This window comes from Rhizobium sp. BK591, from assembly GCF_014195045.1.
GTDB lineage: Bacteria > Pseudomonadota > Alphaproteobacteria > Rhizobiales > Rhizobiaceae > Rhizobium > Rhizobium anhuiense.
The window spans coordinates 71,015-94,145 of sequence record NZ_JACIAZ010000012.1 but is presented as its reverse complement, the minus strand read 5'-3'; the positions used below and the strand labels follow the sequence as shown (position 1 = coordinate 94,145).

The 23,131-nt window shown below is 62.2% G+C and carries 25 protein-coding genes; 14 read left to right on the top strand and 11 right to left on the bottom strand.

Features of this window, described 5'->3' with window-relative positions:
- Positions 1–585 (top strand): electron transfer flavoprotein subunit alpha/FixB family protein (locus tag FHX10_RS33965; RefSeq protein WP_210294528.1); only part of this gene is annotated, 585 nt, incomplete at its 5' end.
- 154 nt (positions 586–739) lie between these two features.
- Here FHX10_RS33965 and aroQ read toward each other — a convergent pair.
- The 8 genes from aroQ to FHX10_RS33925 form a co-directional block, all read right to left on the bottom strand.
- Positions 740–1,195 carry a type II 3-dehydroquinate dehydratase gene (gene aroQ / locus FHX10_RS33960; RefSeq protein WP_028757600.1) on the bottom strand — a complete coding sequence of 152 codons (456 nt, stop codon included), beginning with the start codon at positions 1,193–1,195 and terminating at the stop codon, positions 740–742.
- A 55-nt stretch (positions 1,196–1,250) separates the two neighbouring features.
- Positions 1,251–2,297: a Gfo/Idh/MocA family protein gene (locus FHX10_RS33955; RefSeq protein WP_210179969.1), complete on the bottom strand. Its 1,047-nt coding sequence runs from the start codon at positions 2,295–2,297 to the stop codon at positions 1,251–1,253.
- A 32-nt stretch (positions 2,298–2,329) separates the two neighbouring features.
- Entirely contained in the window at positions 2,330–3,157 is an 828-nt protein-coding gene (locus tag FHX10_RS33950) for a shikimate dehydrogenase family protein (protein ID WP_063474192.1), read from the bottom strand.
- Between the two features lie 159 nt (positions 3,158–3,316).
- Positions 3,317–4,048: an amino acid ABC transporter ATP-binding protein gene (locus FHX10_RS33945; RefSeq protein ID WP_049810853.1), complete on the bottom strand. Its 732-nt coding sequence runs from the start codon at positions 4,046–4,048 to the stop codon at positions 3,317–3,319.
- 92 nt (positions 4,049–4,140) lie between these two features.
- On the bottom strand, positions 4,141–4,782 hold the full coding sequence (locus tag FHX10_RS33940) for an amino acid ABC transporter permease (RefSeq protein WP_028755650.1): 642 nt from the start codon (positions 4,780–4,782) through the stop codon (positions 4,141–4,143).
- Positions 4,783–4,791: 9 nt separating this feature from the next.
- On the bottom strand, positions 4,792–5,460 hold the full coding sequence (locus FHX10_RS33935; protein WP_028757714.1) for an amino acid ABC transporter permease: 669 nt from the start codon (positions 5,458–5,460) through the stop codon (positions 4,792–4,794).
- A 16-nt stretch (positions 5,461–5,476) separates the two neighbouring features.
- Positions 5,477–5,920, bottom strand: a complete 444-nt coding sequence (locus FHX10_RS33930; protein WP_028755648.1) for a type II 3-dehydroquinate dehydratase — start codon at positions 5,918–5,920, stop codon at positions 5,477–5,479.
- 107 nt (positions 5,921–6,027) lie between these two features.
- Positions 6,028–6,858: a transporter substrate-binding domain-containing protein gene (locus tag FHX10_RS33925; protein ID WP_028755647.1), complete on the bottom strand. Its 831-nt coding sequence runs from the start codon at positions 6,856–6,858 to the stop codon at positions 6,028–6,030.
- Positions 6,859–7,073: 215 nt separating this feature from the next.
- On the opposite strand from FHX10_RS33925, the gene FHX10_RS33920 reads away from it, so the two are divergent.
- The 4 genes from FHX10_RS33920 to FHX10_RS33905 all read left to right on the top strand — a co-directional run bounded on the left by FHX10_RS33920 (position 7,074) and on the right by FHX10_RS33905 (position 11,919).
- The gene (locus FHX10_RS33920; RefSeq protein ID WP_047619661.1) at positions 7,074–8,963 is read left to right on the top strand and encodes a bifunctional sugar phosphate isomerase/epimerase/4-hydroxyphenylpyruvate dioxygenase family protein; all 1,890 of its coding nucleotides are present in this window, start codon (positions 7,074–7,076) and stop codon (positions 8,961–8,963) included.
- 124 nt (positions 8,964–9,087) lie between these two features.
- Positions 9,088–9,753, top strand: a complete 666-nt coding sequence (locus FHX10_RS33915; RefSeq protein ID WP_028757405.1) for a GntR family transcriptional regulator — start codon at positions 9,088–9,090, stop codon at positions 9,751–9,753.
- Between the two features lie 34 nt (positions 9,754–9,787).
- Positions 9,788–10,480 (top strand): GntR family transcriptional regulator, encoded by a 693-nt coding sequence (locus FHX10_RS33910; protein ID WP_373289188.1) that lies wholly within the window; start codon positions 9,788–9,790, stop codon positions 10,478–10,480.
- 158 nt (positions 10,481–10,638) lie between these two features.
- Complete coding sequence (locus FHX10_RS33905; protein WP_049813465.1) at positions 10,639–11,919, top strand: GGDEF domain-containing protein; 1,281 nt, start codon at positions 10,639–10,641, stop codon at positions 11,917–11,919.
- Between the two features lie 27 nt (positions 11,920–11,946).
- Here the strand turns inward: FHX10_RS33905 and FHX10_RS33900 are convergent, their stop codons facing one another.
- Positions 11,947–13,074 carry an HPP family protein gene (locus FHX10_RS33900; RefSeq protein WP_063473499.1) on the bottom strand — a complete coding sequence of 376 codons (1,128 nt, stop codon included), beginning with the start codon at positions 13,072–13,074 and terminating at the stop codon, positions 11,947–11,949.
- Between the two features lie 57 nt (positions 13,075–13,131).
- Positions 13,132–14,037, bottom strand: a complete 906-nt coding sequence (locus tag FHX10_RS33895; RefSeq protein ID WP_183845605.1) for a LysR substrate-binding domain-containing protein — start codon at positions 14,035–14,037, stop codon at positions 13,132–13,134.
- Between FHX10_RS33895 and FHX10_RS33890 the strand changes: the two genes are divergently transcribed.
- The 3 genes from FHX10_RS33890 (at position 14,015) to FHX10_RS33880 (ending at position 15,182) form a co-directional block, all read left to right on the top strand.
- Positions 14,015–14,239 (top strand): hypothetical protein, encoded by a 225-nt coding sequence (locus FHX10_RS33890; RefSeq protein ID WP_168333733.1) that lies wholly within the window; start codon positions 14,015–14,017, stop codon positions 14,237–14,239. The two genes, FHX10_RS33895 and FHX10_RS33890, sit on opposite strands and share 23 nt — an antisense overlap.
- Positions 14,240–14,296: 57 nt before the next feature.
- Complete coding sequence (locus FHX10_RS33885; protein WP_028755640.1) at positions 14,297–14,608, top strand: hypothetical protein; 312 nt, start codon at positions 14,297–14,299, stop codon at positions 14,606–14,608.
- Between the two features lie 373 nt (positions 14,609–14,981).
- Entirely contained in the window at positions 14,982–15,182 is a 201-nt protein-coding gene (locus FHX10_RS33880; RefSeq protein ID WP_063473498.1) for a hypothetical protein, read from the top strand.
- 143 nt (positions 15,183–15,325) lie between these two features.
- On the opposite strand, the gene FHX10_RS33875 is transcribed toward FHX10_RS33880, so the two are convergent.
- Positions 15,326–16,246: a GNAT family N-acetyltransferase gene (locus FHX10_RS33875; RefSeq protein WP_063473497.1), complete on the bottom strand. Its 921-nt coding sequence runs from the start codon at positions 16,244–16,246 to the stop codon at positions 15,326–15,328.
- Positions 16,247–16,511: 265 nt separating this feature from the next.
- Here FHX10_RS33875 and argE point away from each other — a divergent pair, with 265 nt between their 5' ends.
- The 6 genes from argE to FHX10_RS33845 all read left to right on the top strand — a co-directional run bounded on the left by argE (position 16,512) and on the right by FHX10_RS33845 (position 23,081).
- A complete protein-coding gene (argE, locus tag FHX10_RS33870) occupies positions 16,512–17,633 on the top strand; it encodes an acetylornithine deacetylase (RefSeq protein WP_063473496.1) in 1,122 nt (373 codons plus the stop codon).
- A gap of 25 nt (positions 17,634–17,658) precedes the next feature.
- Positions 17,659–18,582: a 2-hydroxyacid dehydrogenase gene (locus FHX10_RS33865; RefSeq protein WP_028755636.1), complete on the top strand. Its 924-nt coding sequence runs from the start codon at positions 17,659–17,661 to the stop codon at positions 18,580–18,582.
- A 25-nt stretch (positions 18,583–18,607) separates the two neighbouring features.
- The gene (locus tag FHX10_RS33860) at positions 18,608–18,961 is read left to right on the top strand and encodes a cupin domain-containing protein (RefSeq protein WP_028755635.1); all 354 of its coding nucleotides are present in this window, start codon (positions 18,608–18,610) and stop codon (positions 18,959–18,961) included.
- Between the two features lie 130 nt (positions 18,962–19,091).
- The gene (locus tag FHX10_RS33855) at positions 19,092–20,555 is read left to right on the top strand and encodes an aldehyde dehydrogenase family protein (RefSeq protein WP_028755634.1); all 1,464 of its coding nucleotides are present in this window, start codon (positions 19,092–19,094) and stop codon (positions 20,553–20,555) included.
- A 9-nt stretch (positions 20,556–20,564) separates the two neighbouring features.
- A complete protein-coding gene (locus FHX10_RS33850; protein ID WP_184390755.1) occupies positions 20,565–21,608 on the top strand; it encodes a tartrate dehydrogenase in 1,044 nt (347 codons plus the stop codon).
- 15 nt (positions 21,609–21,623) lie between these two features.
- Complete coding sequence (locus tag FHX10_RS33845; RefSeq protein ID WP_028755632.1) at positions 21,624–23,081, top strand: NAD-dependent succinate-semialdehyde dehydrogenase; 1,458 nt, start codon at positions 21,624–21,626, stop codon at positions 23,079–23,081.
- The last annotated feature ends 50 nt before the right edge of the window (positions 23,082–23,131 follow it).

Sequence of the window (23,131 nt, the reverse complement as noted above, 5' to 3'; positions counted from 1 at the left end):
GAGGTGATCTCTGCCGATACCTTCAAACGGCCGATCTATGCCGGCAATGCCATCCAGACGGTGCAGGCAACCGATGCCAAGAAGGTCATCACCGTGCGCACCGCCTCCTTCGCCTCCGCAGCCGAAGGCGGCTCCGCGCCGATCGAGACGGTTGCAGCGGTTTCCGATCCCGCTCTGTCGCGCTTCGTCGCCGATGCGCTGTCGGCCTCCGACCGTCCGGAACTGACCTCGGCGAAGATCATCATCTCCGGCGGCCGGGCGCTGGGTTCGGCGGAAAAATTCCGGGAGGTCATCCTGCCGCTTGCCGACAAGCTCGGGGCTGCCGTCGGGGCAAGCCGCGCGGCCGTCGATGCCGGTTATGCGCCGAACGACTGGCAGGTCGGCCAGACCGGCAAGGTGGTGGCGCCGCAGCTCTATATCGCCTGCGGCATTTCAGGCGCCATCCAGCATCTGGCCGGGATGAAGGATAGTAAGGTGATCGTCGCCATCAACAAGGACGAGGAGGCGCCGATCTTCCAGGTCGCCGACTACGGACTGGTCGCCGATCTCTTCGACGTCCTGCCGGAATTGCAAAAGGCGCTCTGAACAGCGTGGAGGCGCGGCAAGCCAAACACAACGTCGCGCTCACCTCCGCATGATCCGCCTCCGACCACAGGGGAGCGCCGGCTGGTCGCAGGCTGCATTCGAACACCGTCGGCGACAACCTATGCCGCAACAGAAAACAGGCGACTTGGAGGCGCTAAACTGCACTTGGGCCTGACATTTTGATCAACGTGGCGATACGCCGGATCGCCAGCTGGTACCCCTCCGTGCCGAGACCGGCGATAACGCCGTCGGCGCGCAGCGACACGTAGGAATGGTGCCGGAAGCTCTCGCGTTTATGGACGTTCGAAATGTGCACCTCGATCACCGGCTGCTCGAACGCGTTGAGCGCATCGAGGATTGCGACCGAGGTGTGGGTGAAGGCCGCGGGGTTGATGACGATGCCGGCGCCATCCTCGCGCGCCTCATGGATCCAGTCGATAATCTCGTATTCGCGATTGCTCTGGTGAAAGCGGATCTGGTGCCCGAGTTCGTCCGCCACCCGGCGGCAGTCCCTCTCCACGTCGGCAAGCGTCTCATGTCCGTAGATATGCGGCTGGCGCTTGCCGAGGAGGTTCAGGTTCGGTCCGTTGAGAAGGTAGATGGTGCTCATGCTCGAGTCCTTGTCATGATTGGAACCATGTCGTCGTCGGGCGTTCGAAGCAGGTTCAGGCCAGCATTTCCGACACGGCGACGGTGCGGTTCTCCCGTCCGGCCCGGGCGATCGCCAGCACGGTGGCAAGTGTCATCGCGCCATCCCGGGCGGAAATGAGCGGTTCGGCCTTGCCTTCGATGACATCGACGAAATGGTTGAGCTGGTTTTCGTAAGCGCGGCTGCCGTCGAGCGTGATGTGCTGGCGCACCAGGGGATGCTGCCAGTGGCCGGCTTCGGTCTCGTGTCGCCAGACATCCATGCACGGGATCGACAATGCGGCCTTCGTGCCGGCGAGATGGTAGGAATTTTCAGGCTGGTGCGGGAAATAGAGCGCCTGTCCGGCCGCTGTATCCCAATTGAACGGCGACACCGCCGTGTCGCTCATCAGAAGCGTCCCGAGGGCGCCGCCTGCGAAGCGAACGCTGACGCTCGCCGTATCCTCGACCTCGAACGATCGAACGGCGTTGGAGGTGAACGCCATGACCTCGTCGATATCGCCGCAGATGAAGCGCAGGCAATCGATGTCGTGGATGAGGTTGATGAGCAGCGGCCCGCCGCCTGGCTCACGGCGCCATGCCGCGTCGAAATAGGCAGCCGGCTTGTCCGTCATCCACATGGCGTTGACCGCGACCAACCGGCCGAGGATGCCGTCGGCCACGATCTGACGAGCCTTGGCGATATCGGGACTGTGGCGTCGCTGGTGGCCGATCAACACCGGCACATCAGCCTTCTCGGCCGCCGCGACGAGCCGCATCGCAGCATCGAGCGAGTCGGCGATCGGTTTTTCCACAAGGCAGGGAATATTGCGCTCGACGCAGGCGAGCGCCGCTTCCACGTGCAGGGCGTTCGGCAGGGCGATGATGGCGCCGTCCGGTCTCATGCGATCGAGCATTTCGCCAATGTCGGTGAAATACCGCGCGCCGAACTCGTCGGAAACGGCTTTCGCCGCCTCGGAAACGTCGGCGACGCCGACCAGTTCGACGCGGGGATTGGCGCGCAGCAGCGCGGCATGCTCCCGCCCGATCAGCCCTGCTCCCATCAGCACAATTTTCTGGGACACGAAATTCGCTCCTTGCTCAAGGGCAGACCGCCTCACACCTTGGCGATCGCCCGAAGTTCTTCTGCGGTGGTCGTCGGAAAGCCGAAAAACTCGAGATAGGCGGGGATCTGCTCGAACAGCATGTCGACCCCCACCTGGAATTCACAACCGCGCGCCCGCACCGCGGCCAGGAAGGGCGTTATCTCCTGCTTCAGCACCACCTCCCCCACGAATGCGGAGGGCGAGATGCGCGACACGTCAAGCGGCAGGGGGTCGTTGTCGTTCATCCCGAGCGGCGTCGCATTGACGACGATATCGTAGCCGGCGGGATCGGCCGAACCGGTCGTTACCTTGAGAGTGGGATAGTGGAGACGGAGCCGGTCGGCCAGGCCGTTCATCATCGGCACATGGGCGTCATAGAGCGCGAGTTCGGTAATCTCTGCCTGCGCGAGCGAGGCGGCGATCGCCGAGCCGACGCCGCCCGCGCCGATCATCATCGCCCGGCTGCCGCGAACCTGGCGGCCGCGGCGCAGCACGCCGCGCACGAAGCCTTCGCCGTCGAACATATCGCCGATCAGCGTGCCGTTTGGGCCGAGCCGCACCGCGTTGCAGGCGCCGGCCACCTGGGCGCTCTTCGAGACTTCGCCGAGCAAGGCCATGGTGGAAATCTTGTGCGGCATGGTCACGAGCGCGCCGTGGATGTTGGAAAGCCGGAAGACCAGTTTCAGGAACGCCGGATAGTCTTCCGGCCGGCATCCCATCGGGACCACGACCGCATCGATGTCGTTCTTTTCAAAATAGGGATTGTAGATCAGCGGGGCCTTGAACGAATGCGTGGGATAGCCGAGATGCGCGATGAGCTTCGTGGTGCCGCTGATCATCGGCTTGAACCTTCTGGATTTCGCTTTGGCTGCGGCATGGGAGCACCTTGGGCGGCTTCGAACGCCCGGCCGGCCAACCGGCTGGGCAAAGGCTGTTTTCGTGAGGGCGGCGCGACATGACGCGGCGCCGGCAGGCATTGCGCTGAGATCCGCGACACGTCAGTGCCTGCCGAGGATTTCGCCCAGGAACTTCCGCGTGCGCTCGTGTTTCGGGTTGGAAAAGAACTCGACCGGCGACGCCTCCTCGACGATCGCCCCGCTCGCCATGAAGATGACGCGGTCGGCGACCTGCCGGGCAAAACCCATTTCATGGGTGACGCAGATCATCGTCATGCCTTCCCTGGCGAGGTCGATCATCGTGTCCAGCACTTCCTTGACCATTTCCGGATCGAGCGCCGATGTCGGCTCGTCGAAGAGCATCACCTTGGGTCGCATGCAAAGCGCCCGGGCGATTGCGACACGCTGCTGTTGGCCGCCGGAAAGCTGGGCGGGATATTTCTCCGCCTGCTCGGAAATCTTGACACGCTCAAGCAACTGCCGGGCCCTCGCCTCGGCTTCCGCCTTGCCGAGCCTGAGCGCCTTCATCGGCGCCAGCATGCAGTTCTGCAGCACTGTCAGGTGCGGAAAGAGATTGAACTGCTGGAAGACCATGCCCACCTCACGGCGCACCGCATCGATCGTCTTCGACTGATGCCCGAGAAGGATGCCGCCGACGCGGATTTCACCCTTCTCGTATGTCTCCAGGTGATTGATGCAGCGGATCAGCGTCGACTTGCCGCTGCCGGATGGTCCGCACAGGACGATCTTCTCGCCTTTACGCACCGAGATGTCGATGTTGTGAAGCGCCTGGAAGGCTCCATACCACTTCTCGACGCCCGCCATCGTAATCATCATCTCAGCGGCATTTGCCGTAGTCGAGCGGTCGCTCATCGATAAACTCCGTCTTCAGAAATTGTGGGAGGCCTGCGCGTCATGACCGTTGCCTACCGCGCCGATGCCGCAAACCTGCGCTCGAGACGTGCGCCGTAGATCGTCAGGGGGCAGCACATCAGGAAGTACAGGGCGCCGACCACGGCAAAGACCGTCAGCGGCTGGAAGATCTGGTTGGAAACGATGTTGCCGGCGCGGGTCAGCTCCGTGAAACCGACGATCGACGCAAGCGATGTGCCCTTGATGAGCTGGACGAGGAAGCCGATCGTTGCCGGAAGCGAGATGCGCAGCGCTTGCGGCAGGATGACATTCTTCATCCGCCAGACATAGCTGAGGGCAAGCGCCTTGGCCGCCTCCGTCTGGCCGCGCGGAACCGCCTCGATCGAGCCGCGCCAGATCTCGCCGAGATAGGCGCTTGCATGCAGCGTCAACCCGACGGAAACAGCGGCCCAGGCGTCGAGCCTGATGCCGATGAGAGCCAGGCCATAGTAAACGACGAAGAGCTGCATCAGCAGGGGCGTGCCCTGGAAGACGGCGATGTAGCCGGCGGTGATCCGCTCGATCGACCGGATGCCCGACGTCCTCGCCAGCGCTATGCCGAGCCCGGCGATGCCGCCACAGACGAACCCGACGGCCGACAGGGCGACCGTCCATTTCAGGCCGAGGAGCAGGAAGAAAAATTCATCGCGACCCATGAAGCGCCCTCACTTGACCGGATAGCTGAAGTAGCGGGCCGAGAAGAACGCGAAGAGACGCATCATCAGCCAGGAAATGACGAGGTAGAACGCCGTCACGGTGAAATAGACCTCGAAGCTGCGGAAACTGTCGGACTCGATCCGCTGGGAGACGGAGGTCAGCTCATAGGCCGAGATCGCCGACGCGATGCTGGTGGACAGCGTCAGCAGCACGAACTGGCTGGTCAGCGACGGGAAGATTGCCCGAAGCGCCGGCTTCAGGACGATCAGGCGGAAGACCTGGGCCTTGTGCAGGCCGAGCGCCAGCCCTGCCTCCACCTGCCCCTTGGAGATCGATTGCACGCCGCCGCGAATGATCTCGATCGCGTAGGCACCGCCATTGATGCCGAGCGCGATGATTGCCGTCGGCGTCGGATCCAGCCGCACGCCTGCCAGCGGCAGGGCGAAATAGATGAAGAAGATCTGCACCAGGAACGGCGTGTTGCGGATGATCTCGATGAAAGCGATCACCAGCCAGCGGACCGGCTTGAAACGGGACTGGCGGAGCACCACGCCGCCGATGCCGATGATGATCGCCAGGATCATGCCTGAGATGGCAAGCAGGAAGGTGCCGAGACAGGCGGCCAGGAGATCGGGCAGGCCATCGATAACGGGGGTGAAATCCAATGTGTAGTTCATGGTTCTTCCCTGGAGATCAGGATGCCTTCGCCATTCCGGCCATCGCCTCGATGGCCAACTCGTAGCCTCGGGCGCCGAAGCCGATCATGATGCCGGTCGCGGTGCGGGAGATCAGCGAATTGTGATAGATGCTTTCGCGGGCATGCACGTTCGAGATATGGAGCTCGATCTTCGGCCCATCGAATGTCTTTAGCGCATCCAGCAGGGCGACCGACGTGAAGGTGTATCCGGCGGGGTTGATGATGATGCCACAGGCTTCCTTGCGCGCCTGATGCACGGACTCGACCAGTTCGCCCTCGAAATTGGTCTGTCGAAAATCCACGACAAAACCGAGCGCGCCGGCCTTGGCATGGCACCGGTCCCGGATGTCGGCAAGTGTGGTCGTGCCGTAGACCGAAGGTTCGCGCTCGCCGAGAAGGTTGAGATTCGGCCCGTTCAGGACAAAGATCGTGTTGCTCATTTTCAAGCTCCAGGTGCACCGGTACCGTGCATTGCACAGCACCGGCGCAGGCATCGCGTCGTGCGGATGCCGCCTTGCAAGTGGTCAGTGCGGCCGAGAACCGCGGATCAGTTCACGGTAAACGGAATGCCTTCCAGGCTCGCCGGGAATTCGGGAACCGGGACCTTCATCCACTTGTCGTAGACCTTCTTGAGTTCGCCATTGGCCTTGATCTTGTCGATGAAGGTGTTCAGCTCGGCGTTGAGCTCTTTCTCGCCGAGACGGGTGCAGGCGCCGTTGTAGAGCTTCTGGAATTCGAGCTTGTTCTCGAACTTGCCGGGAACGGCTTTCTCCACGCGGTCCATATAGAAAATATTGCCTCCCAGAGCCTCGACCTGGCCGGATGCGAGAGCCTGGATGCTCGGCGCATCACCGTCGTAACGGCGGATGGTTGCCGTCGCCGGCGCGTTCTTGGTGACCTGGGTGTCCTGGGCTGCGCCCTTGGCGACGCCGATCGTCAGATTAGCCATATCTTCATTGGTCTTGATCGACTTGTCCTTCGGACCGATCAACACGATCGCATTGGCAGCGTAAGGCTTGCTGAACTGCACGGCCTTGGCGCGATCGGGCAGCATGGCCATGGTCGCGAAGAGCACGTCGACGCGGCCCGTGGTCAGCGCCGGAATGCGGTTATTGACTTCGAGCGGGACGAATTCAACTTCAACGCCGAGCTCCTTGGCGAACAGCGTCGCGATGTCGGCGTCGAGGCCATCCTGCTTGCCGGCGCTGGTGACGAAGCCCCACGGCGGGTTGTCGCCCTGGATACCGACGACCAGCTTGCCCTTTGCCTTGATCTCGGCGGGCGTGACGGCGGCAGCGGGCTGCGCCATGGAAAACGCGGCCACAAGCGCTGCCGCTCCAAACAACGCGTGACGGCGCTTCACTTTCAATTCGAACATTTCGTGCTCCTCCTCTCATGATCCCATGGGGACCCTGTCAGCACTCCGTTTGCTGACGACAATGCAAAACTGCCATGGGAGCATCTTTAAATCAACAGAGTTTTTCGATAATATATGATAAAATCGATTTCGACATGGAAATCCAGGCTTAAATTATGAAATCAATCTGCACCAGCAGGTGTGGAAACGGCTTTCCAAAAAGGAGGAAGACTGGGATGAAGACTTCGATAGCGACGGTTTCAATCAGCGGCGAGCTGCCCGAAAAATTGGAGGCAATCGCCAAGGCCGGTTTCGGCGGTGTCGAAATCTTCGAGAACGACTTCCTAGCCTTCGATGGCAGTCCTGCCGATGTGGGAAAGATGGTGCGCGATCACGGGCTGGAAATCACCCTGTTCCAACCTTTCCGCGATTTCGAGGGCATGCCGGCCTCCCACCGGCAGAGAACCTTCGACAGGGCGGAGCGCAAGTTCGATGTGATGCAGGAACTCGGCACCGATCTTGTGCTGGTCTGCTCCAACGTCTCGCCGGTCTCCCTCGGCGGCGTCGATCGCGCTGCGGCGGATTTTTACGACCTCGGAGAGCGGGCGGCGAAGCGCGGCCTGAGGATCGGTTACGAAGCGCTCGCCTGGGGCCGCCATGTCAACGACCATCGCGACGCGTGGGAGATCGTCCGGCGGGCCGACCATCCGAATGTCGGCCTGATCCTCGACAGCTTTCACACGCTGTCACGGAAGATCGACATCAATTCGATCCGCTCCATCCCGAAGGACAAGATCTTCATCGTGCAACTCGCCGATGCGCCGTTGATCGACATGGACCTGCTCTACTGGAGCCGGCATTTCCGCAATATGCCGGGCGAAGGCGACCTGCCGGTCACGGCCTTTACCGCCGCCGTCGCCGCGACCGGTTATGACGGCTATTTCTCGCTGGAAATCTTCAACGACCAGTTCCGCGGCGGGCAGGCGCGCTCGATCGCGGCAGACGGCCATCGCTCGCTGATTTATCTCGGCGACCAGGTACGCCGAGCTCCCGGCACGGAAACTCTCAGTGTTGCCTCCATGCCGGACCGGGCGACGGTCAGGGGCGTCGGTTTCGTGGAATTCTCCACCGACGAGGAAGATGCTGCCGACCTCATCGGGATCCTGCGCACGCTCGGCTTCCGCAAGACGGCGGCGCATCGTTCGAAGAAAGTCAGCATTTTCCAGCAGGGCGACATCCGCCTCATCGTCAATACCGAGGAAAAGGGTTTCACCAACGCGTCGTTTGCCGTCCACGGCACCTCGGCCTATGCGATGGCGCTGATCGTGGACGATGCGAAACAGGCTTTCGCGCGGGCCGTGGCGCTTGACGCCGAGCCATTCAGCCAGCCGGTCGCCGCCGGTGAAGTCGAAATCCCGGCGATACGCGGTGTCGGCGGTGGATTGATCTATCTGCTTGATGACCAAAGCGATCTCGGCCGCTTCTCCGAAATCGACTTCATGCCCGTCGAAGACGAAGCTGAAATTGTGCCTGCGCATCTGCTCAGGATCGACCACGTCGCCCAGACCGTGGCCTATGACGAAATGCTGACCTGGCTGCTTTTCTATAGTTCGATCTTCGAGACCCATAAAACGCCGATGGTCGATATTATCGATCCGGCCGGCGTGGTCCGCAGCCAGGTGGTCGAGAACGCATCGGGTTCGCTGCGCATCACCCTGAACGGCGCGGAAAACCGCCGGACACTCGCCGGGCATTTCATCGCGGAAACATTCGGATCGGGCATCCAGCATCTCGCTTTCGATACCGATGATATCTTCGCCACCGCCGAAGCACTTCGCAAAAACGGCTTCCGGCCGCTGCACATCTCGCCGAACTATTATGGTGATGTCGAAGCCCGCTTCGGCCTGGACCCCGAGCTAACCGAGCGGCTGAAGGCGGAAAACATTCTCTACGACCGCGACGAACACGGCGAATATTTCCAGCTCTACAGCGGCACCTATGGCGAGGGCTTCTTCTTCGAGATCGTCGAGCGGCGGAACTATCGCGGCTACGGCGCACCGAACGCCATCTTCCGTATTGCCGCCCTGAAGAAGCTGATGCGGCCGGAAGGATTGCCGAAAATGTAAATAATTCGCGTTACCGCGATCCTATGAGAAAAATTAGTTTCCGCAGGCATTCACGCGCGATTGAATGTGACGAGGATAGCCAATTATATAGGAGGATCGAAAAAATGTCAGAGAAGAATCGAAGTTGCTGAATACAACCAATGAAACCGTCGCGGAAAGCAGCTACCGGCGCATTCGTGCGGATATCATATTCGGCCGCCTGGCGCCGGCGCAGAAGCTGAAACTGGAAAGCCTCAAAGAAACATACGAAACCAGCGTCAGCACCCTGCGGGAAATTCTGAACCGGCTCTCGTCCGAAGGCCTGGTGGTTGCCGAAGGGCAGCGCGGCTTCGAGGTTTCGCCCGTGTCGGCCACCGATCTCAGGGAGATTGCGGCGCTTCGTCTGCTGCTGGAAACCCACGCGCTCGAACAGTCCTTCGAATACGGCGACGTGGAATGGGAAGCCCGCTTGGTTTCTGCTCACTACAAGCTGTCGCGCATGGAGCGGGTGATGGCCACCGGCGATACCGGCCAGGCGGAAGACTGGAAGCGATATGATTGGGAATTCCATCAGGCGCTGATCTCCGCCTGCGGGTCGAAGCTTCTGATGGAAATGCATTCCGTCGTGTTCGACAAATATCTGCGCTATCAGATGGTCGCATTGTCCTATCGCGGCGAAATCGCGGCTAAGGAACACCAGCAGCTTCTGGATGCTGCCTTGAGGCGGGACCAGCAGATGGCGAAGCAGGTCCTGACCGTCCACATCGAGGACGGCGTGGAACATGCACTCGCCCGCAACGCATTGCGGTAGTGACGGCTCGAACCATGAATCGCGGAGAACGGAAGTGAAATCAGGAGAAGCCGTGCTCGAGCGATCGGGCGAAACAGGCGAAACCATCAGTGACGTGGTCTTTCGCCAGGTGAGGCAGGATATCATCGTCGGCATATTGCCGCCCGGCACCAAGATAAAGCTCGAGCAGGCCAAGGAGCGTTATTCGATCAGCGTGTCGTCGCTGCGCGAGATCCTGAGCCGCCTCACGACAGAAAATCTGGTAATCGCCGAAGGGCAACGGGGCTTCGAGGTCAGTCCCGCCTCACGCCAGGAATTGATGGAACTCGCCGATCTGCGCATCGTGCTGGAGACCCATGCGATGGACCTTGCATTTGCGGCCGGCGATCTGGAATGGGAAGGCCGGATCGTCGCCGCGCATCACAAGCTCGCGGCTGCGGAGCGCCGGCTGCTCTCTGGTGATGCCTCGCGCACGATCGATTGGGTGCGCTACGACTGGGAATTTCACCAGGCGATCGTTTCTGCCTGCAATTCGGCGACGTTGATGGCGAGCCTTTCCTCGGTCTTCGACCGCTTCCTTCGCTATCACCTGCTGGCCGAGAGCTTCCGCGGCAAGGCGGTCGTCGACGATCACAAGCTGCTGTTCGAGCTCGCGCTGGGCAGGGATGGCGAAGGTGCAAAGGCTGTTCTCAGGCAGCACGTTCAAAGCGGCGTGGAGCATGTCCTGAAGAGCAGCAAGATTTTCTAAAGCCGCCTACAACCCGGTACCGGCCTTGGAGATGACCAAGAGCGATGTGTGCCACATCGATGCAAACCGATCATTTCGACAACTTTGGGGCGCAAGGAAGCACGGTCTGAAGCTTCATAGTTCTTGCCTGCGGGAGATGCTCCACTAAATCCGCTCAGATGGACGTTCAGGAGAACGCAGTTTCGATGAACCCGGCGAGCGCATCCACGCGGACGCCGCTTCAGGTGCGAAGTCCAGCTGTCATGGCGGAGGTCGAGCGCCTTCTGGCGGGCCGCACACGCGACATCCGCCTGGAAGGCGAGCTTCACGGACTTTTTCGGAAACGTTCGTGGTCGCAGGCGGCCAAGATCATTCGCGCCTGGATGATCTGGGTCGCTTTGCTGGACGGCGTGACCTTGGGCCTCAACGCCATCCTGCTTCCACTGCCGATCGTGCTGTCGATGCTCTTGCCCGCCTGCATCCTTCCGCCCTCAGCCCTGGCCACCGCCTTCGTCTGGCGAAAACCGCGCGCATCCTGGCTGCAGGGGCTCTCTCTGATCGCCGGCATGTTCTTCATCCTGCTCTCGGTCGCCCTGGTGGGCGTCAGCGCCGGTGGCGCGTTTTATGAGCGGCATTTGAACATCATGCTGGTCGTGGCGATTACCGCGATGATCATCTTCGCCGTCCCGATGGCCTGGACGGTGATGATCGCAGCATCGGCGCTCGGTCTCTATCTGTTTTTCCAGCTTCATAATCCGGGGCTTGACTTGGGAAGCGCCGTGGCTGCGACGCTGTTTTTTGCAAGTGGTGTCGTTGCAACCGTCGTGGCGCGACGCACGATGACGATCCTGGCCCAGAAGGCCTTCCTTCTCGAACTTCGGGACCGAAGCCGCGTGGCGGAACTGGCCGACGCAAATGCGCGCCTCGAGTTGCTTGCGAGAACCGATCCCCTGACCGGCATCGCCAACCGGCGCTGGATGATGGAGATGCTCAATCGCCTCTGGGGCATCGACGAGCCCTGTCCCGAAGGCGCTTCCTTGCTGATGTGCGACATCGATCAGTTCAAGAACCTGAATGACAGCCTTGGGCACGCCGAGGGTGATCGCTGTCTGGTGAAGGTCGCCGGCATTATTCAGAGCAGCGTGAGGCACGGTCGCGATCACGTGGCCCGTTATGGCGGCGAAGAATTTCTTGTCCTGCTTCCTGGACTGGATGGTGAGGAGGCGGTTGCCGTCGCCGACAATATTCGCAAGCGGGTTGAAGCCGCCTCCCTTCCGAACCCCGCATCCCGCGTCGCTCCCTACGTCACCCTCAGCATCGGAGTGGCCACTCACGCGCCGAACAGTCAGGCAATTTCGGTAGAGGAACTCCAGCGCCAGGCCGATGCGGCGCTTTATCTCGCCAAACAGGCGGGCCGCAATCGGGTGGCGCGGCATAAAGCGGATTTGCCAGGCGCGTAATGCCGGCGCATGACGCCGACGGCTTTCTCAGGCCACAACCGGAACCGGCGCGCTGTCGTTCGGCAGCAATCGCGCCACGGCGCTCAGGAGATCCGTCTGCGATATCAGGCCGAGGATTCGGTAATCGTCATCAACGACGATGACGGCATGTGTGCGCCCGTCGGTCAGCACAGGCAACAGTGAAAGAGCGGCATCCGAAGGTCTCGCCACCGCCGGCCTCGAGATCGCGTGTGCGATCGTCTCGGTACTTCCGGACAATTCCCGCAGGCCGACGGTGCCGATGAGACGGCCCTCCGGGTCCTTCACCGGCAGGGTGCGGATATTATGCTTCAAGAGAAGGTGACGCGCGGCATCCGGTTCCGACGTTTCCCCGATGGCGATCACGTCACGCGACATGATATCGGCACAGCTGATCTTGCCGTTCGAGCGGATGGCCGCCTGCAGCTCGACCTGCTGCAGCAGTCGGTTGAGGTCTGCCCGGTCGATATCGAAGGTTTCGTCGAGCACTTCGAGAGCCGCATCGACGTCCTCCTCGCGGAACCCTACCCGCGCGGCCGACGGCAGGTCGATCGTCTGATGGGTGTTCTCCGCCTTGAGAACGACGTGCGGATAATTCCGCTTGGAAAGCTTGTGGAACAGCAGGCCAAGGCCGACGAGAATGCAGGAGTTCAAAGCGACGGGCACGAAGGGAAAGAGGAAGCCCCAGCCGGCAACGACAGGACCACCGAGCACGGCGGTCAGGGCCGCGGCTCCTCCCGGAGGGTGAAGGCAGCGCGTGAAGGACATTGCGCCGATCGCAAGCGAAACGCCGACACCGGTCGCGATGATCGGATCACGAATGAAATAGGCGGCCACAATCCCCATCAGCGCTGAAATCGTATTGCCGCCGATGATCGACCATGGCTGCGCCAGCGGGCTTGCCGGCACCGCGAAAAGAAGCACCGCGGACGCCCCCATCGGCGCGACGATCAGTGGCAGATGCGGCCCCTGCCCGAACAGATAGCCGCTGATGACGCCGGTCAGACCAATGGCCAGCAAAGCGCCGAGGCATGCGATCAATCGCTCCCGCAAGGTCGCACCGGCCAGGATCGGTGAGAACAGACGGAAGCGGCGGAAGCGGCTCGGTCCCACCTTCGGGGAAACGGGAAACTGCATGACAAGACCAATTTCGAACGAGGATTATCTGGCGGATGAAGGAAGAGCAGGTGCGAGTTAGTTTGCTGCCAGTCTGATATCTCTGCCCTTTGTCGCGCTGAGCACTTCGTGGAACGCATTGAACGCGCTCGGGCGGTCATTCCTGCGGTAGACGAGCAGCGTCTCGACGGGTCCCAGCTGGTAAGTCTGGGCAGACGTCGGCCAGTGCATCAGATCGAGAACGGATCTCGGCATGACGCCGGCCGTATTGCCGGTCGCAACGCTTGCCAGAATCGCGTGGTAGGAGCCGAGCTCGCTGGTCGGCAGGGCGCTCGATTTGCGCACCCAGTTTTCGGCGATCCGGCGATAGGTGCAGCCGGGCTCCAAAGCGGCGAGCGCCCCGACACGCAGGTCGGCGGCGGATTTGATGGCGGGATGGCCGGACGGCAGTACGATCAACAGGTCCTCGACAAAGACCGGCTCCATCTCCAGGGCCTTGAGTTCGGCATCGAAGCCCGAGTCTTCCTCACGCATCGCCTTCGGCAGGCGGGCAATCAGCGCGCAATCGAGCACATCGGAGAGAACATCGCGGGTCAGATCGCGGGACGCCCCCATCGTCAGATGCAGCGATACATCGGGCCACATCTGGTTGAATTGCGTCAGTGCCGCCGGCAGCCTGCTTGCCGCCGTGCTCTCCATGGTGCCGACCCGCAACGTCCCCGATGGGGCGAGAGGCCGCACAGCCTGGCGCGCTTCCAGCGCCAGCGCCTTGAGCCGGTTGGCATAGAAAAGAAACGTCTCGCCCTCCCGCGTCAGGGTCATCTTCTTGCCATCGCGGCTGAAGAGGGAAACGCCGAGGTCCTCCTCCAATTGCTGGATGCGCGTCGTCACGTTCGACGGCACCCGCCCCACAGCCTTGGCGGCCTTGGTAACGCTGCGGTCGCTGGCGACGGCGAGGAATATGTCGATCGACGAAAGGTCCAATGAAAAGATCTCGTTTTCGGAATTAAGGCTAGAGATAATTCTCTATATAAAAATCATCGACATTGCTCAAGCCGGTTTCGGCACCGGACAAAAAAACGCAAGCCGGCAGGCAGGCGATTGCCGAAAAAAGGGTCGGGTCGCCGCGGAAATAGCCATGCAACCTACGACATTGCCTCTGTCGGACGACGTTTTGAGGGTTTGAGCTTGGCACACGGTTTGCATCCGCAAACCTATCTGCAGATCGATCGGCGACGACCTCATGTTGCATCTTGTCTTGACCTGTCTTCTTCTGAGCGTCGCTTCAGGCTTGAGCATGCGGCGTTTTCTGCTGCCGTATTTCGCCGGCGGCGATCTCGCCGAGAAGTCCGCCCCTGTGACAGTCGTCGCAAGTGCCGTCTTTCTGGCAGCGATCGCTTTCACCGTCTCCGACCAGGATCTTTGGGCAAAATCCGTCATTCTGATGCTCGGCCTTTTACTGGCCGCAATGTTTGACGACGCGAGACCCAAGCTGACGATCGCCCTTTCCGCCGTCAGTCTGGCGGCCTATCTCGGGCTGCGTTCGATCGGCTGAGCATCCAACCATCACCCAAACAGATCAGGGGTCACGGAACACGGCGACTCATCGCCGGTGTCGACGCCCAATCGAGCTTGCATCCATCGACGAAAATCATTCGTCAACGCAGCCACATCCTGCAACCTGAAACATCTCCCGACGGGCGATAAGGAAGACTTCGCGCAATACGGGAAAATGATCTCTATTGAAGAATATTTCCTCACTGTTATTCTCCATCATAGAACATTTTCCGAGGCACGCTGGGATCGCAGGAAGCAGAAATCAGACCTCTCACGATCGGTGTCGATCTCGACTCCAGGAAATCGAGACCAGCGGCTCCCGTGCCGTGAGGATGTTCGAATTGCGTCGGTGAGGAGGCGAGCGGCGATCCATGGACAGCGATCCGGCAGGAAAAATTTGGTCGGAATGGTATGCGTGGCATCCCGTCTTGCCGATCGACGACACGATATTCTGGCTCGAAACCGTCTACCGGAGGCAAGGCCCGGCGGGTCTCTGGCAATATCGTTCGTTCCGGCCGGAATTCGAACGCCGGCAGGCTCTGACCGACATGCCCGTCTGTCCCGGCGCTTAGAGCCTTTCCGGATTAGCTTGCAGCATTCTGTTGGCTCAAACGGAGTCGGATGGTCGACCGGCCGGCGCGCGCCGCAGCCCCCTTAGCCCTGACGAGAACCTGCTCCGGCAGAATGCTGCAAGCTAATCCGGAAAGGCTATAAATCACCCGAGCGCCTGGCTGACGAGCGCATAGGTTTTCGGCGCATGCGCTGCCTGACGCTCCGGATGCGGGAGCCATGGGCCACCGAACGACATGGTCGTGACGATGTCGTAGACCGAAAGACCACAGCGGGAGAGGAAATCGGAAAACGTTCCGCCCTTTTCGCGTGTGTCGAGGCGCAGGAACGCCCCCCTATGCTCGCCTGCGTGCGGACGGATTACGGCGATCGCGTCCGCATCGTTGCCCGCCACGACCGGACCGATGACATGGCCGCGCCCGAACCGCCGGCAAAGCGAGAAGGCCTCGATCCTGCCGGCGCGGCTCAACACGATACCCTTGGAATTAGCCATGAGCCGGGCCAGGAGCAGCTTGCGTTCCGTGCCGAAGGCCACGCAATCCAATTGCGCAATCGCGTCCAGATCTCCAGCCTCGACCGCCCGTATCACGGCGCCGGGCGGCAGCTCCACATCCGGCGGCGATATCGCTTCGCCCTGGCATTGAAAGACAGATGCCTCCCGAATGAAATTCAGGGAACGATAGAGACGTCGCGCGGCACGCGTCGCGTTCAGCCCTAGGTGGCGCCCGGCGACCTGATCCAGCACGTGGCCCATCAGCCATTGCCCGGCACCGTTGGTTTGCAGGCGCGGCGAGGTGATGACCATACCGACCGTGGCAAATTGCGCATCATAGGGAAACCACATCGCGGAGCCGAGAATGCGGCCGATTTCATCGATCGCCACGACGCCCTCGCCGAACTCACGCATGAATTGCCAGTCTTCGGCGCGATGCGGCCACGCGACGGTCATCGAAAGCGCATGCAGTTTGTCGAGATCGACGCTGTCGATCCCGGCAAGACGCATCTCGAAACTGTCGACGATCCTGGATTCGGATGTCAGTTCACTCACCCGGCCCTCCTGCCGCATTGTCTCGCCCAGCCTGCGCTCGGAAACTTCTGTGACCAGACTAGAACAGATCGTTCGATACAATTCACTGGGGAAGCGCGCGCAAACACAACAATCGACCAAATCCCGATGCGCATTCGGCAAATAACGCCTGCGCCTGCCTTTAGAGTCATTGACCAGGCCCGGATCGGCCGCAATCGCCGTTCACCGTGAGGACCCGGAATGTCGCCTCCCGTCAGCCCAGTTACAAGCACCCCAAGAATCCCGCCGCGTTGTGAAGAATCCCATGCAGGCAATTGAAATTCTCGAAAGGCTCGTCGGCTTTCCCTCGGTCGTCGGCACGCCGAACGCCGAGATCGTCGCATGGATCCGGCACTACCTGCAAAGCCACGGCGTTGTTGTCACGGAGCTTCCCGGCCCGGAGGGCGACCGGTCGAACCTCTTCGCCACGATCGGCCCGAAGGAAACGCCGGGTTATATCCTCTCGGGCCATATGGACGTGGTCCCCGCCGCCGAAGGCGGCTGGACCAGCGATCCGTTCCGCCTGCGGGCCGAAGGGGACCGCTTCTACGGTCGCGGCGCCACCGACATGAAGGGCTTCCTGGCCGCCGTGCTCGCCGCTGTCCCGGCGATTGCGGCCATGCCGCTTCGCCGGCCCGTCCACCTTGCCTTTTCCTATGACGAGGAGGCCGGCTGCCGCGGCGCGCCGCATATGATCGCCCGCCTGCCGGAGCTCTGCGCAACTCCGCTTGGAGCGATCATCGGCGAGCCGAGCGGCATGCGGGCAATCCGCGCCCATAAGGGCAAGGCCGCCGCCCGGCTGACGGTCAGAGGCCGGGCAGGCCACTCCTCGCGCCCGGATCAGGGGCTGAATGCGATCCATGCCATCACCAGCGTTTTGGTTTGCGCCAGCGCCGAAGCCGACCGGCTGACCTCCGGGCCGTTCGAAGATGTTTTCGAACCGCCCTACTCCTCCCTTCAGGTCGGCACGCTGAAGGGCGGCCAGGCGGTCAATATCATTCCCGACATTTGCGAGGCCGAGTTCGAAGCGCGGGCCATTTCCGGCGTCGATCCGGCAACGCTGCTAGCGCCGTTGCGAGCATCGGCCGAGACGCTGTCGCAGCGTGGTTTCCAAGTAGAATGGCGCGAACTCAGCGCCTATCCGGCGTTGTCGCTTGCCGCCGACGCGCCGCTTGCGGCGCTGCTTGGCGAACTGACCGGCATCGAGCCGCTCGCCGCCGTCAGCTACGGCACGGAGGCCGGGCTTTTCCAGCGCGCCGGCATCGATGCGATCATCTGCGGACCGGGCGACATCGGTCGCGCCCACAAGCCGGATGAATTCATCCGTGCCGGTGAACTGCTCGCCTGCCAGGCGATGGTCGAGGCGCTCGGCCGCCGCTGCGCCTGAAGCACGAGATCAAGGAGCCGACGCAATGACCTTTCTCTTCAATTCGGACGCGAAGCGCGGCGCCATCTTCGCCGAAGCCTTCGCGCGCGAACTGCCGGACATCGCCTTCTCCATGGATCCCAAGTCGGTCGAAGCCGAGGCCGTGCGCTATCTCATCACCTGGACCCTGCCGGATGATCTCGCGCGCTACCGCAATCTCGAAATCCTCTTTTCGATTGGTGCCGGGATCGACCAGTTCCGCATCGATGCCGTGCCTACGTCGGTGAAGGTGGTGCGCATGGTCGAGGACGGCATAATCAGGATGATGCAGGAATATGTGACGCTTTCCGTACTTGCGCTCCATCGCGACCTGCCGACCTATCTCGACCAGCAGCGGCGCCGGACCTGGCAGGCGGTCGCGCCGGTGCAGGCCTCGAACCGCCGCATAGGCGTGCTCGGGCTTGGCATGCTCGGAACCGCCGTGCTCGAACGCTTGCTACCCTTCGGCTTTCCACTTTCGGGCTGGAGCCGCAGCCCGCGCGAGATCGACGGCATCCGATGCCTGAGCGGTCGGGACGGCCTCGATACTCTGCTTGATACCACCGATATTCTTGTCTGCCTGCTACCGCTGACGGACGAGACGCGCGGCTTCCTGAATGCCGGCCTCTTCGCCAGGATGCCGGCTGGTGCGGCGCTCGTCCATGCCGGTCGCGGCGCACAGCTCGACCATCGGGCACTCGTCGCCGCACTCGATGCCGGGCATCTTTCCGGCGCCGTTATCGACGTCACCGAGCCGGAGCCGCTTCCCGCGGACCACGCCTTCTGGAGCCACCCGAAGATCCTGCTGACTCCGCACATTGCGAGCGTCACCCAAGCTGAAACCGCCGCTGCAGCCGTGATCGGCAACATCAAACGCTATCAGGCGGGCCTCGACCCGATCGGACTGATCGATCGCAGCCGCGGCTACTGAATTCTTAACCCAGGAAAGCAAAATCATGTCCCTTCTCAAGACGATCGACACCAACCCGACCTCCACGCCGCGCGAGTCCGGCCCGCTGCCCGAACGGCTGATCTCCGGTAACCCGGCCTTCAAGACCTGGGCGCAGGACGTCGCTCGCGGCGAGACGGTTCATAGCGGCGTGTGGGAAGCCACCCCCGGCGAGACGCGCTCGATCAAGGGAGAGACGTTCGAGTTCTGCCATATCCTTTCCGGCCTGATCGAGATCACCCCGGAAGGTGGCGAACCGGTGGTCTACAGAGCCGGCGACAGCTTCGTCATGAAGCCCGGCTTCGTCGGCGTCTGGAAGACGATCGAGACGGTGCGCAAAATCTACGTGACCGTGTCGTAATGCCAACGCCGTAGATTTGACTGGCCGCAGCGGCGAAAACGCAATTTTTCGCCGCTGCGGCATCGCCGGTCGATGAATGCTGCTCGCTTTCCCCGGTTAGGCTTGCCTCAGCCCACCCCGAGGACATGCAATGACACTAAGCTTCGATCCGAACACGATTTCCCTGCCCGTCGGGCATTTCATCGGCGGCCGGCTGATTCCGGCCGAAGCCGTGATCGACATGCATCGTCCCTCCGACGGCAAGGCCTATGCGGGCTGCCCGCTGGCTGACGCAGCAGTTGTCGACCACGCTGTCGAAACCGCCAAGAAGGCGTTGAGGACGAGCAATTGGGGCGGCGTGCGGCCGCGCGAGCGCACCGTGGCGTTGCAGCGCTGGGCGGATCTGATCGAGGCGGAGGCAGAGACCCTCGCCAGGCTTGAAGCGCTCTCGTCGACACGGCCCATCGGCCATCTCGTCGCCGGCGACATCGCCGTCACTGCCGAGCAGATCCGTTTCTTTGCCGAATTCGCCGACAAGGAAGGCGGCGACCTCGTTCCGACCGACGATACCAATTTCGGCATGATCATGACCGAACCCTACGGTGTCGTCGGCGCCATCACGCCCTGGAATTTTCCCCTGTCCATGGCGGGCTGGAAGCTCGGCCCGGCGCTGGCGGCGGGCAATGCGGTGGTGTTGAAACCATCGGAGATGACGCCGTTCTCGACACTCTATCTCGCCGAACTTTCGGTGCGGGCCGGTCTGCCGGCCGGTCTCGTCAACATCGTGCTCGGTAACGGCCCGACCACCGGAAATGCGATCACCGGACATCCCGGCATCGCCAAGGTCAGCTTTACCGGCTCGACTGCGGCCGGCTCGGCGATCATGACCAATATCGCTCGCACCGGCGTCAAGCCGATGACGCTCGAACTTGGCGGCAAAAGTCCGCAGTTGGTCTTTGCCGATGCCGATCTCGAGCTCGCTGCGGGCGCAATCGCCGGCAGCATTCTTTCCAACGCCGGTCAGGCCTGCGTCTGCGGTTCCCGCCTGATCGTCGAGGCGAAGGTGGCGGACGCGCTCGCGGCCGCACTTGTCGAGAGGCTGGCGGCCATCCGCCCCGGCCCCACCTGGGATGAAGCGACCGATTATTCGCCCGTCATCTCCGAACGCCAGATCGCCCGCATGGACGGTATCATCCGCGCCGCGATCGACGGCGGGGCCGAGTGCCTCACCGGTGGCCGCCGCCTCGACCGCGAAGGCTATTTCTACGCGCCGACGCTGATGTCTGGCGTGACGGCAACGTCGCCGGCGGTTCTCGAGGAAATCTTCGGACCGGTGCTGACCATGCAGACTTTCGAGGACGAGGAGGAGGCGCTGAGCCTCGCCGACCATCCGGCTTACGGGCTCGCCGCCGGCCTCTTCACCCGGGATCTGTCGCGCGCCATCCGCGTAACGCGCCGCCTGCAGGCCGGCACCGTCTGGGTCAACCGCTACGGCCGCTCGCGCGACCATATCCTGCCGACCGGCGGCTACAAGCAGTCCGGTATCGGCAAGGATCTCGGCCGCGAAGCCTATCTCGCCAACCGCAAGAGCAAGAGTGTGCTCATCAGCCTGTAAGGACCTGCGATGAAGACCTACAAGATCGCCCTTCTGCCCGGAGACGGCATCGGCCGCGACGTGACGGCAGCAGCCTGGGCCGTGCTCGAAAAGGCAGCTCGCCTGAACGAATTTTCTCTGGATGCAACCAGCTATTCCTGGTCCTGCGACTTCTATCTGGAGAACGGCAGCATGATGCCCGCCGACGGCATCGAAACGCTCCGGTCCTTCGATGCCATCCTGCTCGGCGCCGTCGGCTGGCCCCACAAGGTGCCGGATTCCGTCTCGCTGCACGGGCTTCTGCTGCCGATCCGCAAGGCTTTCGTGCAATATGCCAATATCCGCCCGCACCGGCTGCTGCCCGGCGTGCAGGGACCGTTGCGGTCCGACGGTTTCGACATCCTCTGCATTCGTGAAAACACCGAGGGCGAATATTCCGGCGCCGGCGGCCGCGTCCACCAGGGCACCGACAGCGAGGTGGCTGTGGAGACCTCGATCTTCACCCGCAAGGGGGTCGAGCGCATCCTGCGTTTCGGCTTTGAGCAAGCGCGTGCGCGCAGCGGCAAGCTTGCCTCGGTGACCAAGTCCAACGCCCAGAAATATTCGATGGTCTTCTGGGACGAGATCACCCAGCAGCTTTCTGCCGAATATCCCGACGTCGACGTGACCAGCTACCATATCGACGCCATGGCCGCCCGCATGGTCATGTCGCCCGAGAGTCTCGACGTCGTGGTCGCCTCCAACCTGTTCGGCGATATCCTGACCGATCTCGGCGCCGCCATCCAGGGCGGGCTCGGCTTTGCAGCCTCCGCCAATATCAATCCCGATCGCTCGGCGCCATCGATGTTCGAACCGGTCCACGGCTCCGCCCCCGATATCGCCCATCTCGGCATCGCCAATCCGATCGCCGCCATCTGGTCGGGCGCGATGATGCTGGAGCATTTGGGAGAAACGGCTGCCGCCGCAAAGGTGATGGCATCAATCGAGGCGACGACCGCACGCGGCATCGGCGCCATTCCCGGCAAGGACAAGACCGACGCGATCACCGCATCGGTGCTTTCGGCACTTGACTGATCAATGGAGAACAGAATGAACGGATTGAGGGATAGCAGCCTGCTTCGCCAGCAAGGGCTGATCGACGGAGAATGGCGTGGGGCCGCAGCCGGGAATACGATCGAAGTGATCGACCCGGCGACGCAGCATGTGCTGGGCACGGTGCCCGACATGGACGGAGCCGATACGAGGGCGGCAATCGCCGCGGCGGAAAGGGCCTTCGGTCCATGGCGGGCAAAGACCAATGCCGAGCGCGCAGCATTGCTGGAAGCCTGGCACGATCTGATGCTCGACAATATCGAGGATCTGGCGCTGATCCTCACCCGTGAGCAGGGCAAGCCGCTGACGGAGGCGCGCGGCGAAATCCGCTACGGCGCCTCGTTCATCAAATGGTTTTCCGAGGAGGCGCGCCGCATCGGCGGAACGACCATTCCCTCGCCGACGGCGGACCGGCGGATCGTCGTTCTGAAGGAGCCGGTGGGCGTGTCGGCGATCATCACGCCGTGGAATTTTCCGAATGCGATGATCACTCGCAAGGTCGGGCCTGCACTCGCCGCAGGCTGCACCGTCGTCATCAAGCCATCGGACCTGACCCCTTATTCGGCCCTGGCGCTCGGCGTCCTGGCCGAGCGCGCCGGCATCCCGAAGGGCGTGATCAATATCGTCACCGGCCTGCCCACCCGGATCGGCGACGAGTTGATGGCGAACGAGACCGTCCGCAAGATCTCTTTCACCGGCTCGACCCGCGTCGGCTCGCTGCTGATGCGCGGCGCAGCCGACAGCGTCAAGCGGCTCAGCCTCGAACTCGGTGGCAATGCGCCCTTCATCGTCTTCGACGACGCCGATCTCGATCTTGCCGTGGAAGGCGCGATCGCATCGAAATTCCGCAATGGCGGGCAGACTTGCGTCTGCGCCAACCGCCTTCTCGTCCAGTCCGGTGTCTACGAGACCTTTGCCGCCAAGCTTTCCGCACGCGTATCGGCCATGAAGGTCGGGGCCGGCACGGAGGCCGGCACGGATATCGGCCCGATGATCAACAAGGCGGCGATCGAGAAGATCAAGCGTCATGTCGACGATGCGGTGGACAAGGGAGCGAGGATCCTCGCCACCGCAGGTTTCGTGCCTGAAGGCGATCAATATGCCGTGCCGATGGTGCTCGGCGGTGCGACCACCGACATGCAGCTTGCCAGCGAAGAGACCTTCGGACCCGTTGCCCCGCTTTTCCGTTTCGACACTGAGGAAGAGGCGATCGGCATCGCCAACGCCACGCCCTTCGGCCTTGCGGCCTATTTCTACACCGAGAGCCTGAAACGCTCCTGGCGTGTCGCCGAAGCGCTGGAATTCGGGATGCTCGGCCTGAACACCGGGGCGATTTCCACCGAGGTTGCCCCCTTCGGCGGCGTCAAGCAGTCCGGCCTCGGTCGTGAAGGCGCCCAATGCGGCATCGATGAATATCTGGAAATGAAGAGCTTCCACATCGGCGGCCTCGCCTGACCGACAGAACGCAAAGGGCGCCGGGACATGATCCCGGCGCTGGATGATCG